The sequence below is a fragment of the Pseudomonas sp. P4_B4 genome, from assembly GCF_056402255.1.
Map to the genome: position 1 here is coordinate 226,990 of NZ_JBFUHS010000002.1, position 13,792 is coordinate 240,781.

11 protein-coding genes and 4 tRNA genes are annotated in these 13,792 nt (G+C 60.7%); 13 read left to right on the forward strand and 2 right to left on the reverse strand.

All coding sequences use genetic code 11. The features are described 5' to 3' along the window. Nucleotides 1-100 precede the first annotated feature (100 nt). From AC1DVE_RS03310 to AC1DVE_RS03345, 8 genes are all read left to right on the forward strand, one after another. A tRNA-Ala gene (locus AC1DVE_RS03310) sits at nt 101-176 on the forward strand. 79 nt (nt 177-255) lie between these two features. Then, nucleotides 256-331, forward strand: a tRNA-Glu gene (locus tag AC1DVE_RS03315). Nucleotides 332-384: 53 nt separating this feature from the next. Further along, nucleotides 385-460: transfer RNA gene (locus tag AC1DVE_RS03320), tRNA-Ala, on the forward strand. 80 nt (nt 461-540) lie between these two features. Next, nucleotides 541-616, forward strand: a tRNA-Glu gene (locus AC1DVE_RS03325). A gap of 184 nt (nt 617-800) precedes the next feature. After that, nucleotides 801-1,340: a TetR/AcrR family transcriptional regulator gene (locus AC1DVE_RS03330; protein WP_008050839.1), complete on the forward strand. Its 540-nt coding sequence runs from the start codon at nt 801-803 to the stop codon at nt 1,338-1,340. A gap of 29 nt (nt 1,341-1,369) precedes the next feature. Further along, nucleotides 1,370-2,203, forward strand: a complete 834-nt coding sequence (locus AC1DVE_RS03335; RefSeq protein WP_223454272.1) for an alpha/beta fold hydrolase — start codon at nt 1,370-1,372, stop codon at nt 2,201-2,203. A gap of 49 nt (nt 2,204-2,252) precedes the next feature. Further along, nucleotides 2,253-2,702 (forward strand): acyl-CoA thioesterase, encoded by a 450-nt coding sequence (locus AC1DVE_RS03340; protein WP_477783744.1) that lies wholly within the window; start codon nt 2,253-2,255, stop codon nt 2,700-2,702. A gap of 184 nt (nt 2,703-2,886) precedes the next feature. Continuing rightward, the gene (locus tag AC1DVE_RS03345) at nt 2,887-3,846 is read left to right on the forward strand and encodes a tRNA dihydrouridine synthase (protein WP_008050845.1); all 960 of its coding nucleotides are present in this window, start codon (nt 2,887-2,889) and stop codon (nt 3,844-3,846) included. A gap of 32 nt (nt 3,847-3,878) precedes the next feature. Here the strand turns inward: AC1DVE_RS03345 and AC1DVE_RS03350 are convergent, their stop codons facing one another. After that, nucleotides 3,879-7,157 (reverse strand): sensor domain-containing protein, encoded by a 3,279-nt coding sequence (locus AC1DVE_RS03350; protein ID WP_223454276.1) that lies wholly within the window; start codon nt 7,155-7,157, stop codon nt 3,879-3,881. 65 nt (nt 7,158-7,222) lie between these two features. Beyond that, nucleotides 7,223-8,113: a LysR family transcriptional regulator gene (locus AC1DVE_RS03355; protein WP_008047336.1), complete on the reverse strand. Its 891-nt coding sequence runs from the start codon at nt 8,111-8,113 to the stop codon at nt 7,223-7,225. Nucleotides 8,114-8,419: 306 nt separating this feature from the next. Here AC1DVE_RS03355 and leuC point away from each other — a divergent pair, with 306 nt between their 5' ends. The 5 genes from leuC to asd all read left to right on the forward strand — a co-directional run bounded on the left by leuC (nt 8,420) and on the right by asd (nt 13,720). Continuing rightward, entirely contained in the window at nt 8,420-9,838 is a 1,419-nt protein-coding gene (gene leuC / locus AC1DVE_RS03360; RefSeq protein ID WP_223454278.1) for a 3-isopropylmalate dehydratase large subunit, read from the forward strand. Between the two features lie 10 nt (nt 9,839-9,848). After that, nucleotides 9,849-10,493: a 3-isopropylmalate dehydratase small subunit gene (leuD, locus tag AC1DVE_RS03365; RefSeq protein WP_150759155.1), complete on the forward strand. Its 645-nt coding sequence runs from the start codon at nt 9,849-9,851 to the stop codon at nt 10,491-10,493. A gap of 146 nt (nt 10,494-10,639) precedes the next feature. Continuing rightward, complete coding sequence (locus AC1DVE_RS03370) at nt 10,640-11,407, forward strand: class I SAM-dependent methyltransferase (protein ID WP_223454280.1); 768 nt, start codon at nt 10,640-10,642, stop codon at nt 11,405-11,407. A 51-nt stretch (nt 11,408-11,458) separates the two neighbouring features. Continuing rightward, nucleotides 11,459-12,541, forward strand: a complete 1,083-nt coding sequence (gene leuB, locus AC1DVE_RS03375; protein WP_223542937.1) for a 3-isopropylmalate dehydrogenase — start codon at nt 11,459-11,461, stop codon at nt 12,539-12,541. 66 nt (nt 12,542-12,607) lie between these two features. After that, on the forward strand, nt 12,608-13,720 hold the full coding sequence (gene asd / locus AC1DVE_RS03380; RefSeq protein ID WP_007975660.1) for an aspartate-semialdehyde dehydrogenase: 1,113 nt from the start codon (nt 12,608-12,610) through the stop codon (nt 13,718-13,720). The last annotated feature ends 72 nt before the right edge of the window (nt 13,721-13,792 follow it).

The window sequence follows — 13,792 nt, forward strand, 5'->3', positions numbered from 1 at the left end:
ATGCCGACAAAAAATTTTGAAATTTTTCAAAAATAAGTTTGACAGGCTTTCGATACGCCCTTAAGATTCGCCCCGTCCTCAGCGATGACATCAACGATGAGGGGCTATAGCTCAGCTGGGAGAGCGCTTGCATGGCATGCAAGAGGTCGACGGTTCGATCCCGTCTAGCTCCACCAAATTACACTTCAAGGTCTGGCCACACCGGCCTTGAAGCGATCAACACTCAGCGTTGGTCTGTTGTATAGAAGGGTTTGCGTCCCCTTCGTCTAGTGGCCTAGGACACCGCCCTTTCACGGCGGTAACAGGGGTTCGAGTCCCCTAGGGGACGCCAGTTTTACAGAAGCGATGTTGCAAGATGTCGCTCCGCCGCGAGGCGAAAAATCCGGGGCTATAGCTCAGCTGGGAGAGCGCCTGCATGGCATGCAGGAGGTCAGCGGTTCGATCCCGCTTAGCTCCACCAATTTTACAGTTCAAGGTCTGGCCACACCGGCCTTGAATCGATCAGCTCTCAGCACTGATCAGTTGTATAGAAGGGTTTGTGTCCCCTTCGTCTAGTGGCCTAGGACACCGCCCTTTCACGGCGGTAACAGGGGTTCGAGTCCCCTAGGGGACGCCACGATTACCCGCTCTGCGGGATTTATAAGGGTCATTCAATTATTGAATGGCCCTTTTGTTTGTCTGGCGTTTGGCCAAATTCCTCCATTTCCAAAAAAACTGTTCTTCAGACCAGCGGTCACATCCATGACTTGCTAAAATTTATTATGAGAATAATATTTCAGTCGTAATATTCGGAGGCAACGATGAACGATAAAAAAGCTCAAACCCGCGAACGCATCCTCAAGGCTGCCAGCGCAGCGCTGATTCAGCGCGGCCCGGCCGAGCCAAGTGTGGGCGAAGTGATGGGTGCAGCGGGCCTGACGGTCGGCGGCTTCTACGCCCACTTCGAAAGCAAGGACGCGATGATGCTCGAGGCGTTCAGGCAATTGCTCGGTCACCGCCGCGACCTGATTGCCGATATGGATGCGCAGTTGACCGGCGAAGAGCGCCGCGCGTTGGTGGCAGCGTTTTATCTGTCGCGCAAGCACCGTGATTCCTCCGAATCGGCCTGTCCGATCCCGGCATCGGTCGGCGAACTGGGGCGGCTGCCGGAAGCGTTTCGTGTCGCGCTCAATGAGCATGTGGAATTGATGGTCGCGCAGTTGGCGGCCAGCCCTGAAGAAACCGAAAAAGCCCTGGCCGACATGGCCTTGATGGTGGGTGGGCTGGCTCTGGCGCGGGCGCTGGGGCCGGGAGAGTTGTCCGATCGATTACTGCGTGCCGCCAAATCGGCAGTGCGTTGACCTGAAGGCTGCGGCCTGAGGAGAATGCGATGAGCACGTTAAAGTGGGTTCGTGGCGTTAATGGCACCTTGGGCTGGTTTGCCCCGAAACTGGTCGCAAGCAAAATGCGACAGGCGTTCATGACGCCACGGGATCTGCCGCTGCGTGACTGGGAGCTGCCGCTGTTGGCGAAGTCTGAGCGGATTACCCTGCGTTTCGGTCTCTCGGCCTTGCGCTGGGGGCAGGGCCCGGCAGTCTTGCTGATGCATGGTTGGGAAGGGCGGCCAACGCAGTTTGCCAGCCTCATCACCGCGCTGGTCGATGCCGGTTACTCGGTCGTGGCCCTGGATGGTCCGGCCCACGGTCGCTCACCGGGCAGTGAGGCGAATGTGGTGCTGTTCGCCCGCGCCATGCTTGAAGCGGCCGCCGAACTGCCACCCCTGCAAGCGGTCATCGGCCACTCCATGGGCGGCGCCAGTGCGATGCTCGCGGTCCAGTTGGGCTTGCGCACCGAAACCCTGGTCACCATTGCCGCTCCGGCGCGAATTCTCGGCGTGTTGCGTGGTTTTGCCCGCTATGTCGGGTTGCCACCGAAGGCCCGCTCGGCATTCATTCGCCAGGTCGAGCAAGACGTCGGCATGCGAGCCGCGACGCTGGATGTCGCGCACTATCAACTCGACATGCCCGGCCTGATTGTCCACGCCGAAGACGACAACCTTGTCTCGGTGAAGGAATCCCAGTTGATTCACGAAGCGTGGTTCGACAGCCGCTTGTTGCGTTTGAAAGACGGTGGTCATCAGCGAGTGTTGGCCGACCCGCGGGTGATTGATGGCGTGTTATCACTGCTGGCCGGGCGCAGTCTGCAATCACGCCAATCCGCCTGAGCTTCCGTTACACTGCCCCGGTCGAAATTATCTGACCAGGGAGTCGGGCATGGGCTGGGATCGGGAAACGCCGTTCATCATTGATCTGCAAGTGAGCGCCGAGGACATTGACGGGTTGGGGCACGCGAACAACGCGGTCTATGTGACCTGGCTCGAACGCTGTGCCTGGCGCCACTCCCAGCGCCTTGGCCTGGACCTGGTCGAATATCGCCGGCTGGACCGGGCGATGGCGGTGGTGCGCCACGAGATCGATTACCTGGCGGCTGCCTATGAGGACGATGAGTTGCAATTGGCGACCTGGATCGTCGATTGGGACCAGCGCCTGAAAATGACCCGGCACTTCCAGTTGATCCGCCCCAGCGACAACACCACGCTATTGCGCGCGCAGACCACGTTCGTCTGCATCGAGCTGTCTACCGGCAAGCCCAAGCGCATGCCGGTAGAGTTCATCGAGGGCTATGGTCCGGCGATTCAGGTGCAGGAGTTGGTACAACCCTGATTCCCTGTGGGAGCGGCGGTGCGGCGGTCCGACTTGCTCGCGAAGGCGGTCTGTCATTAGCGATGATGTTGGCTGATCCACCGCTTTCGCGAGCAAGCCCGCTCCCACAGGTGGTCGCGATGTTCTGCAGATTCTTCGCGCAATCCAGTAAACTGCCGCACGTTTTTCCTCGAGTGTGTTTTTCATGCAAATTGCTTTGGCGCCCATGGAGGGGTTGGTCGACGACATCCTGCGCGATGTGCTGACCCGCGTGGGTGGTATTGACTGGTGCGTGACCGAGTTCATTCGGGTCAACGACCAGTTGCTCACACCTGCCTATTTCCACAAGTTCGGCCCGGAGTTGCTCAACGGTGCCCGGACGGCCTCAGGCGTGCCGCTGCGTGTGCAACTGCTCGGTTCCGATCCGGTGTGCCTGGCGGAAAATGCCGCGCTGGCCTGCGAGCTGGGTTCCGAAGTGATCGACCTGAACTTCGGCTGTCCGGCCAAGACCGTGAACAAGTCCCGTGGTGGCGCGGTACTGCTCAAGGAGCCCGAGCTGCTCAACCAGATCGTCGAGCACGTTCGTCGTGCCGTCCCCGCGCACATTCCAGTCACCGCCAAGATGCGCCTGGGCTTCGACAGCCCGGACGGTTCGCTGGTGTGTGCCACGGCTCTGGCCGAAGGTGGCGCCGAACACATCGTGGTGCACGCGCGGACCAAGGTCGACGGCTACAAACCGCCAGCACACTGGGAGTGGATTCCGCGGGTGCAGGACGTGGTCAAGGTGCCGGTGTTCGCCAATGGCGACATCTGGAGCGTCGAAGACTGGCGTCGCTGCCGCGAAATCAGCGGTGTGGAAGACATCATGCTCGGTCGTGGCCTGGTTTCGCGTCCGGACCTTGCCCGGCAGATCGCCGCGGCGCGGGCCGGTGAGGAGGTCGTCGAGATGACCTGGGCCGAGTTGCTGCCGTTGATTCAGGACTTCTGGTTGCAGGCCAAGGCACAGATGACGCCACGCCAGTCGCCGGGTCGCCTGAAGCAATGGCTGGCGATGCTGACCCGCAATTATCCCGAGGCGGTGGAGCTGTTCACCGTGCTGCGTCGTGAGACCGAGCTGGATAATGTCTCGCGTTTGCTGGGGCTGCCGGTGGCTGAAGCGGCCTGAGCCTTTTTTGTGCCTTGTCCTTTAAAAAAGCGCTACTTCAGCAGTTTTTGAAACTCTTCCACCGGCAACGGCTGGCTATGCAAATACCCTTGGTAGAAATGGCATTCCAGCCCCTGCAGGAACTCAAGCTGCTCCGCTGTTTCCACCCCTTCGGCAATCACTTTCAAATCCAGGCTGCGAGCCATGGCGACGATGGCGCGGATGATCTCGGCGTCGTTCGGGTCGCTGGTGGCGTCGCGGATGAACGACTGGTCGATTTTCAGGGTGTCGACCGGCAAGCGCTTGAGGTAGGTCAGTGAGGAGTAGCCAGTGCCGAAGTCGTCCATGGCGAAGCTCACGCCGAGTTTTTTCAGGCGGCGCATTTTGCTGATGGTGTCTTCCAGGTTATGGATGACGATGCCTTCGGTGATTTCCAGCTTCAACAGGGAGCAGGGCAGGCCATAGCTGGTCAGGCTGTTTTCGATTCGTTCGACGAAGTCGTTCTGGCGGAACTGGCGCGGGCTGATGTTCACGCACAGGCTGAATTTGTACGGGTTCACCAGACCGTCGTCGATCAACTGCTTGAAGGCCTGGCAGGCTTCGTCGAGGATCCAGGTGCCGACCTCCAGAATCAGCCCGCTGTCTTCCAGTACCTTGATGAACTCGGCGGGTGATTGCGCGCCGAGCTCCGGATGATTCCAGCGTACCAGTGCCTCGGCGCCGACAATGCGGTCGCCCCGGGCGTCGACCTGGGGTTGGTAATGCACACGAAACTCGCCCCGGGAAAGCGCCAGGCGCAAGTCAGTCTCCATGCGCAGGCGTTCGCTCGCGGCCTTCTGCATGGTGTTGTGGTACATCTGCGCGGTATTGCGCCCCGAGTCCTTGGCGCGATAAAGCGCGATGTCGGCGCGCTTGAGCAGGTCGGTCGGGGTCGAGCCGTGATCGGGGATCAGCGCAATGCCGATGCTGGGTGTCACTTGCAGGCGCTGGCCGTCGAGGAACATCGGTTCGGACAGCAGCTCGCGGATGGTGTCGGCCACTTCGCGAACCTGATCGCTGACCTCACTGCGCGAGCCTTCGAGACCGCTGAGCAGTACCACGAATTCGTCACCGCCCAGGCGCGCAACGGTGTCTTCCATGCGCACGCTGGCCTCCAGGCGCGCGGTGATGATTTTCAGCACTGTGTCGCCCACCGGGTGCCCGAGGGAGTCGTTGATGTGCTTGAAGTGGTCGAGGTCGAGAAACATCAGCGCGCCGCGCAGGTTATGCCGTTTGAGCAGGGCGATCTGCTGGCTCAGGCGGTCCATCAGCAAGGCGCGGTTGGGCAGGTTGGTCAGTGGGTCGTGGTAGGCCAGGTGGCGGATCTGCGCTTCGGCGTTTTTCAGCAGGCTGACGTCGCGCGCGGTCAGCAGCAGGCAGGCGGTTTCGTTGAGGGTGATCGGTTCCACCGAGACTTCGACGGTGAGCAGTTCGCCGCGCTTGTTGCGCCCGAGCATTTCCTGATGATGAACCCGACCCTTGATCTGCAATTCCGCCAGCAGCGCCGAGCGTTGTTTTTCTTCCGCCCAAATCCCCACCTGATACACCGTGCGGCCCACCACTTCCTCGGCGCGGTAACCGGTCAGGCGGCAGAAGCCGTCGTTGACCTCCAGATAGCGTCCGGTGTCGCGCTCGGTGATGGTGATGGCGTCGGGGCTGGAGTGAAAGGCCTTGGCGAATTTCTCTTCACTGGCCTTGAGCGCCGCTTCCGAGCGCTGTTGCTGGGTGATATCGCGCAGCGTGGTGACGATGCAGGCCTGGTCGCCGACGCTGATCTGGCGGCTGGAAATCACGCAAGTCAGGACCTGTCCGTCCTTGTGCTGGACCAGAATGGCCACGTTGTTCAGGCCTTGTTCGCGGATCACTTGTTCGATCCGTCGCAGGCTTTTCGCCGAAGCGTCCCACAGGCCGATTTCGTCGGCGCTGCGGCCGATCACATCGGCAGTGCTCCAGCCGAAGGTCTGGGTGAAGCTGGAGTTGATTTCAATGAACTGGCCGGAGTCCTGGTGGGTGACGCAGATCGGATCGGGGCTGACCTGGAACAGCGTGGCGAATTTTTCTTCGGAGGCCACCAGCCGTTGCTCGCGCTCGACCTGGTCGGTGATGTCGAGCAATGTGCCGGCCATGCGCACCGGCACGCCGTTGTCATCGCGGTAGAGGCGGGCGCGGCTTTCCAGGTAGCGCGAGCTGCCGTCGGGTAACTGCACGCGGTAGGTCAATTGATAGTTGCCGGCCGGGCCTTCACGCAGGCTGCGGTAAGCGTCGCGCATGGTGTCGCGTTCTTCGCCGGGCACGCCTTCGAAGAACTCGTCGAAGGACTCGTGAAAGGGTTTGGCGTCCAGGCCGTGCAGTTGGGCGGCCCGTGCCGATCCGTAGAGCATGCCGCTGGGAATGTGCCAGTCCCAGGTGCCGAGTTGCGCCGAGTCCAGGGCCAGGTCGAGGCGCTCCTGGCTGTCCTTGAGGGCATGTTCGGCGATTTTGCGTTCGGTGGTGTCAAGGAAAGTGCTCAGTAGATAGGGTTGGCCTTCGAGCTCGACTTTTTGCGCACTGAGGATGCCGTCGTGGACCTGGCCATTGCTGGCACGAAACTGCACTTCCATGCTGACCAGATCGCCTTTGGCTTTGGTGGCCTTGACCAACTCGTCCCGTTGCTCGGGGTGCACCCACAGGCCCAGCTCCAGAGTGGTGCGGCCGATCGCGTTTTGCACCGGCCAGCCGAACAGGCTTTCGAAATACTGGTTGGCTTCGGAAATCAGGCCGTCTTCCTGGCGGGTCAGCAGGACCATGTTCGGGCACAGGTGAAACAGGGTGGCGAAGCGTTTTTCCGAGCTGCTCAACGCCTGTTCGCGCTGGCGCTGGTGGGTAATCTCGCGGATTACGCCGATCATCCGTGGCCTGCCGTGCTTGTCCGGTAATAGGCTGCCGTTGATTTCCAGCCAGTGCAGGCTGCCATCGGGCCAGCGGATGCGGTGACGCATCGCTTGCTCCAGCGGCGCGCCAGCAATGACCGCGTGGAATGCGCGAAGGGTTTTCGCGCGATCCTCCGGGGGCAGCAGGTCGAGGTATTCCAGATCCGATGGCAACGGTTTGCGGGGGTCGAAGCCGAACAACGCCTGCGTACCCCGGGACCAGCTGATCTGCCCGCGCTCGATGTCCCAATACCAGGCACCCAGGCGCGCGCCGTTGAGCGCGGCCAACAGTTGCGAGGCACTTTCCCAGCTCTGTTCGGAGTTTTTCGGGTCAAGTGCCTGTATACGCGGCATTGGCGGAATACGGTCAACAGATTTGGGCATTGGCAAGCCTTAGGCTGAATGGGCGTTTGGCACAGGGGGGCGCGGCTCTATAGGAGTAGCACAAGTCAGCCTTGAGTCCCTGGCGGATCGAGTTGAGCATCCAGCAAGGCCATGAAAGCCCGAGCAGCATTCGACAGCGTCCTTTCCGTGTGCAGGATATAGCCTAGCTGGCGAGTGAGCTGTATGCCCGGCAAAGGTATGCGCGCCACCTGGTCATCGAGCATGGTGCGCGGCAAAACGCTCCAGGCCAGGCCGATCGAGACCATCATCTTGATGGTTTCCAGGTAGTTGGTGCTCATGGCGATGTTGGGCGTCAGGCCCTGGGCTTCAAACAGCCGTTGCACAATGTGGTGGGTAAAGGTGTTACCGCCGGGGAAGACCGCCGGGTGTCGGGCGATATCCGCCAGGCTGACCTTGCCGTTATTGAGCAACGAATGTTCCGGGGCAACCACGAAATCCAGCGGGTCGTCCCACACCGGGGTGGCCTTGACCAGCGCATGGGGTTCCGGTGCCAGGGTAATGACCGCCAGTTCGGCACGGCCGTGGAGAATTTCCTCGTAGGCCACTTCCGAATCGAGGAACTGAATATCCAGCGCCACTTGTGGGTAGCGTCGGGTGAACTCCCTCAATAAGGGTGGCAAACGGTGCAGGCCGATGTGGTGACTGGTGGCCAGGGTCAGACGGCCGGTCACTTCACCTGTGAGGTTGGTCAAGGCGCGGCGCGTATCATCGAGGACATTGAGAATCTGGTAGGCCCGCGGCAGCAGGGCGCGCCCGGCCTCGGTCAGGCCCACTTCACGCCCCAGGCGATCGAACAACCGCACCTTCAATTGCTGCTCCAGCCCGGCGATGCGTTTGCTGATGGCCGGTTGGGTCAGGTGCAGTCGTTCCCCAGCGCCGGAGAAGCTTCCGGTCTCGGCGATGGCAATAAAAGCATTGAGGTTGGCCAGGTCCATGGTTGTATTCCAGTTGGTTATCCAAAGCATAAAAAATATGAATTTGAGTTATTTAATGTAACCCCATAGGATCAGCCTCACAAGCCAAAGGGTTATTGAGACTTTCAAGACCCAGAGGTCTGTGTAGCGAGTTTGTTAGTTCAAATTCGGATGCCAGAAGTCCATAGCCAAGGCGCTGCGACGAGTCATAGCGCGCTATGGCGAGGAGCAGCAACGCAGGATATGGGCTTCTGGCGCCGAAGTTGACTAACGAAACTCGCTATACAGACCTCACTGGCATAGAAAAAGCTGATGAGGAACCGTCTGATGGCCGGCAAAACGCTCTACGACAAGCTCTGGGATTCGCATTTGGTCAAGCAGCGCGACGATGGCTCTGCGCTGATCTACATCGATCGTCACATCATCCACGAAGTGACCTCGCCGCAAGCCTTCGAAGGCCTGCGTCTGGCCGGGCGCAAGCCATGGCGCATCGATGCCAACATCGCGACCCCGGACCACAACGTACCGACCACGCCGGAGCGCAAGGGCGGCATCGACGCCATCGTTGACCAGGTCTCGCGCCTGCAAGTGCAGACCCTCGATGACAACTGCGATGAATACGGCATCGTCGAGTTCAAGATGAACGACGTTCGCCAGGGCATCGTCCACGTCATCGGCCCGGAGCAGGGCGCAACCTTGCCGGGCATGACCGTGGTCTGCGGCGACTCCCACACCTCGACCCACGGCGCATTCGGCGCATTGGCTCACGGTATCGGCACTTCCGAGGTCGAGCATGTGCTCGCCACCCAGTGCCTGGTCGCCAAGAAAATGAAAAACATGCGGGTAGCGGTCGAAGGCCAATTGCCGTTCGGCGTGACCGCCAAGGACATCGTGCTCGCCGTGATCGGCAAGATCGGCACCGCCGGCGGTAACGGCCACGCCATCGAATTCGCCGGCAGCGCGATTCGCGACCTGTCCGTCGAAGGCCGCATGACCATCTGCAACATGTCCATCGAGGCCGGCGCTCGCGTAGGCCTGGTGGCCGCGGACGAAAAGACCGTGGCTTACGTCAAGGGCCGTCCATTTGCTCCGAAAGGCGCGGAATGGGACCTGGCCGTCGAAGCCTGGAAAGACCTGGTGTCTGACGCTGATGCCAGGTTCGATACCGTGATCGAGCTCGATGCGACCCAGATCAAGCCGCAAGTCAGCTGGGGCACTTCGCCGGAAATGGTGTTGGCTGTTGATCAGAACGTGCCGGATCCTGCGAAGGAAATGGACCTGGTCAAGCGCGACTCCATCGTCCGCGCCTTGAAATACATGGGTTTGACCGCCAACCAGGCGATCACCGACATTCAGCTCGACCGCGTGTTCATCGGTTCCTGCACCAACTCGCGGATCGAAGACCTGCGCGCTGCGGCGGTGATCGCCAAGGGCCGCAAAGTGGCCTCGACCATCAAGCAGGCCATCGTCGTGCCGGGCTCGGGTCTGGTCAAAGCCCAGGCTGAATCGGAAGGCCTGGACAAGATTTTCCTCGAAGCCGGTTTCGAATGGCGCGAGCCGGGTTGCTCGATGTGCCTGGCGATGAACCCGGACCGTTTGGAATCCGGCGAGCATTGCGCTTCGACCTCCAACCGTAACTTCGAAGGTCGTCAGGGCGCTGGTGGTCGTACTCACCTCGTCAGCCCGGCCATGGCCGCCGCAGCCGCTGTGAACGGTCGTTTCGTCGACGTCCGTGAATTGATTTAAGGAGCGCAGCATGAAAGCTTTTACCCAGCACACTGGACTTGTCGCGCCTTTGGATCGTGCCAACGTCGACACCGACCAGATCATCCCGAAGCAATTCTTGAAGTCGATCAAGCGCACGGGCTTTGGCCCGAACCTGTTCGATGAATGGCGCTACCTGGATGTGGGCCAGCCTTATCAGGACAACTCCAGGCGTCCGCTGAACAAGGACTTCGTCCTCAACGCCGAACGTTACCAGGGCGCCAGCGTATTGCTGGCCCGGGAGAACTTCGGTTGCGGCTCCAGCCGTGAACATGCGCCGTGGGCGCTGGAAGAGTACGGTTTCCGCAGCATCATCGCGCCGAGCTATGCCGACATCTTCTTCAACAACAGCTTCAAGAACGGCTTGCTGCCGATCATCTTGAGCGATGCCGAAGTCGATGAGCTGTTCCAGCAGGTCGAGGCCAATCCGGGCTACCAGTTACAGGTCGATCTGCAAGCCCAGACCGTGACCCGCCCTGACGGCAAGGTGTTGAGTTTCGAAATTGATGCCTTTCGCAAACACTGCCTGCTCAACGGCCTGGACGATATCGGCCTGACCTTGCAGGACGGCGATGCGATTGCGACGTTTGAAGCCAAACATCGTGCGAGCCAGCCTTGGTTGTTTCGCGACGCGTGATTGATCCGAGATTGATGTAGTCAGGGCCGGCCTCTTCGCGAGCAAGCCCGCTCCCACAGTAATTGCGGCGTACACAAAACCTGTGGGAGCGGGCTTGCCCGCGATGAGGCCGGAACAGGCGCCACAAAACTAAAAGGAAGTCCCCCATGACCAGCACCGCCCGACACACCCAGGTAGTCCAAAAGCAATTCGGTGAACAGGCCTCGGCCTACCTGAGCAGCGCCGTCCACGCTCAAGGCACTGAATTCGCGCTGCTACAGGCCGAACTGGCCGGGCAGGGCGATGCCCGGGTCCTGGACCTTGGCTGCGGTGCCGGTCACGTGAGTTTTCACGTAGCCTCATTGGTGAAAGAAGTGGTGGCCTACGACCTGTCGCAGCAGATGCTCGACGTGGTGACCGCTGCCGCTGTCGATCGTGGCTTGAGCAACGTGACCACGGTCAATGGTGCCGCTGAGCGCCTGCCGTTCGCCGATGGCGAATTCGATTTCGTCTTCAGCCGTTATTCGGCGCACCATTGGAGCGATCTGGGCCTGGCCCTGCGGGAGGTGCGTCGAGTCCTGAAACCGGGCGGTGTGGCGGCGTTCGTCGACGTGTTGTCACCGGGTAGCCCGCTGTTCGACACTTACCTGCAAAGCGTCGAAGTGCTGCGCGACACCAGCCATGTGCGCGATTATTCCGCCGGCGAGTGGCTGCGCCAGGTCAGCGAGGCGGGGCTGCACACCCGCAGTACCACCCGTCAGCGCTTGCGCCTGGAGTACAACAGCTGGGTCGAGCGCATGCGCACACCTGAAGTGATGCGCGCGGCGATCCGCGAGTTGCAGCAGTCAATGGGCAATGAAGTACGCGAATATTTCGAGATTGAGGCCGATGGTTCGTTCAGTACCGATGTACTGGTGCTGATGGCTGAGCGATAGAATTTTTCCGGGTGCGTCCATGGGCGCACCGACTGATGACATGAGGAAAGCATGAGCAAGCAGATTCTGATTCTCCCAGGTGACGGTATTGGCCCGGAAATCATGGCCGAAGCGGTCAAGGTGCTGGAGCTGGCCAGTGACAAGTTTGCCCTGGGTTTCGAGCTGAGCCACGACGTGATCGGTGGTGCTGCCATCGACAAGCACGGCGTGCCGCTGGCCGACGAGACCCTGGACCGTGCCCGCGCGGCCGACGCCGTGTTGCTGGGCGCCGTTGGCGGCCCGAAATGGGATGCCATCGAGCGTGACATCCGCCCTGAACGCGGCCTGTTGAAGATCCGTGCGCAACTGGGCCTGTTCGGCAACCTGCGCCCGGCGATCCTGTACCCGCAACTGGCCGAGGCTTCCAGCCTGAAGCCGGAAATCGTGGCCGGCCTGGACATCCTGATCGTCCGTGAGCTGACCGGCGGTATCTACTTCGGCGCGCCACGCGGCACCCGTACCCTGGAAAACGGCGAGCGTCAGTCCTACGACACCCTGCCATACAGCGAAAGCGAAATCCGTCGTATCGCCCGTGTCGGTTTCGACATGGCCATGGTCCGTGGCAAGAAGCTGTGTTCGGTGGACAAGGCCAACGTACTGGCCTCCAGCCAGCTGTGGCGTGAAGTGGTCGAACAAGTGGCCAAGGATTATCCTGAAGTCGAACTGAGCCACATGTACGTCGACAACGCCGCGATGCAGCTGGTGCGTGCACCGAAGCAGTTCGACGTGATCGTCACCGACAACATGTTCGGCGACATCCTGTCCGACCAGGCCTCGATGCTCACCGGTTCCATCGGCATGCTGCCGTCGGCGTCCCTGGACACCAACAACAAAGGCATGTACGAGCCGTGCCACGGTTCGGCGCCGGACATCGCGGGCAAGGGCATCGCCAACCCGTTGGCGACCATTTTGTCGGTGTCGATGATGCTGCGTTACAGCTTCAACCAGCAGGCCGCGGCCGATGCCATCGAGAAAGCCGTCAGCCTGGTGCTGGATCAGGGCTTGCGCACCGGTGACATCTGGTCGGCCGGTTGTACTAAAGTCGGTACGCAGGAAATGGGTGACGCAGTAGTCGCCGCGCTGCGGAATCTGTAATCTCTCGGGCCCGCTGCCAAATTCAAGACAAGGCAGCGGCCCACATTTCAAGAAGGTGTAGTTGCGATGAAACGTGTAGGTCTGATCGGTTGGCGCGGTATGGTCGGTTCCGTGCTCATGCAGCGGATGCTGGAAGAGCAGGATTTCGATCTTATCGAGCCGGTGTTTTTCACCACTTCCAATGTCGGTGGCCAAGGCCCGTCCGTGGGCAAGGACATTGCTCCGCTCAAGGACGCTTACAGCATTGAAGAGCTGAAAACCCTCGACGTGATTCTGACCTGCCAGGGTGGCGACTACACCAGCGAAGTCTTCCCCAAGCTGCGTGAAGCCGGCTGGCAGGGTTACTGGATCGACGCCGCTTCCAGCCTGCGCATGCAGGATGACGCGGTGATCGTTCTGGATCCGGTCAACCGCAAGGTGATCGACCAGCAGTTGGATGCGGGCACCAAGAACTACATCGGCGGCAACTGCACCGTCAGCCTGATGCTGATGGGCCTTGGTGGCCTGTTCGAAGCTGGCCTGGTGGAGTGGATGAGCGCCATGACTTATCAGGCGGCCTCCGGTGCCGGCGCGCAGAACATGCGTGAACTGATCAAGCAAATGGGCGCGACCCACGCCGCTGTTGCCGATCAACTGGCCGATCCGGCCAGCGCGATCCTCGACATCGACCGTCGTGTGGCCGAAGCCATGCGCAGCGACGCGTACCCGACCGAAAACTTCGGCGTACCGCTGGCCGGCAGCCTGATCCCGTGGATCGACAAGGAACTGCCGAACGGCCAGAGCCGCGAAGAGTGGAAGGCCCAGGCCGAGACCAACAAGATCCTCGGTCGCTTCAAGAGCCCGATCCCGGTCGATGGTATCTGCGTGCGCATCGGCGCCATGCGCTGCCACAGCCAGGCGCTGACCATCAAGCTGAACAAAGACGTACCGATCGCTGATATCGAAGGGTTGATCAGCCAGCACAACCCTTGGGTCAAGCTGGTGCCGAACAGCCGTGAGACCAGCATTCAGGAGCTGAGCCCGAACAAGGTCACCGGCACCCTGAACATCCCGGTTGGTCGTCTGCGCAAGCTGAACATGGGTTCGCAATTTGTCGGCGCGTTTACCGTCGGCGACCAGTTGTTGTGGGGCGCGGCCGAACCGCTGCGTCGCATGCTGCGGATCCTGCTCGAGCGTTGATCGGTTGATGCAATGAAAGAACCCGCGCCTTGAAAGAGGTGCGGGTTTTTTTATCCTTGTAGGAGCGAGCTT

What these genes read in the sequence shown, in the direction of transcription:
- AC1DVE_RS03330 (WP_008050839.1), top strand. Translation starts at nt 801, where the DNA reads ATGAACGATAAAAAAGCTCAAACCCGCGAACGCATCCTCAAGGCTGCC.
- AC1DVE_RS03335 (WP_223454272.1), top strand. Translation starts at nt 1,370, where the DNA reads ATGAGCACGTTAAAGTGGGTTCGTGGCGTTAATGGCACCTTGGGCTGG.
- AC1DVE_RS03340 (WP_477783744.1), top strand. Translation starts at nt 2,253, where the DNA reads ATGGGCTGGGATCGGGAAACGCCGTTCATCATTGATCTGCAAGTGAGC.
- AC1DVE_RS03345 (WP_008050845.1), top strand. Translation starts at nt 2,887, where the DNA reads ATGCAAATTGCTTTGGCGCCCATGGAGGGGTTGGTCGACGACATCCTG.
- AC1DVE_RS03350 (WP_223454276.1), bottom strand. Translation starts at nt 7,157, where the DNA reads ATGCCCAAATCTGTTGACCGTATTCCGCCAATGCCGCGTATACAGGCA.
- AC1DVE_RS03355 (WP_008047336.1), bottom strand. Translation starts at nt 8,113, where the DNA reads ATGGACCTGGCCAACCTCAATGCTTTTATTGCCATCGCCGAGACCGGA.
- leuC (WP_223454278.1), top strand. Translation starts at nt 8,420, where the DNA reads ATGGCCGGCAAAACGCTCTACGACAAGCTCTGGGATTCGCATTTGGTC.
- leuD (WP_150759155.1), top strand. Translation starts at nt 9,849, where the DNA reads ATGAAAGCTTTTACCCAGCACACTGGACTTGTCGCGCCTTTGGATCGT.
- AC1DVE_RS03370 (WP_223454280.1), top strand. Translation starts at nt 10,640, where the DNA reads ATGACCAGCACCGCCCGACACACCCAGGTAGTCCAAAAGCAATTCGGT.
- leuB (WP_223542937.1), top strand. Translation starts at nt 11,459, where the DNA reads ATGAGCAAGCAGATTCTGATTCTCCCAGGTGACGGTATTGGCCCGGAA.
- asd (WP_007975660.1), top strand. Translation starts at nt 12,608, where the DNA reads ATGAAACGTGTAGGTCTGATCGGTTGGCGCGGTATGGTCGGTTCCGTG.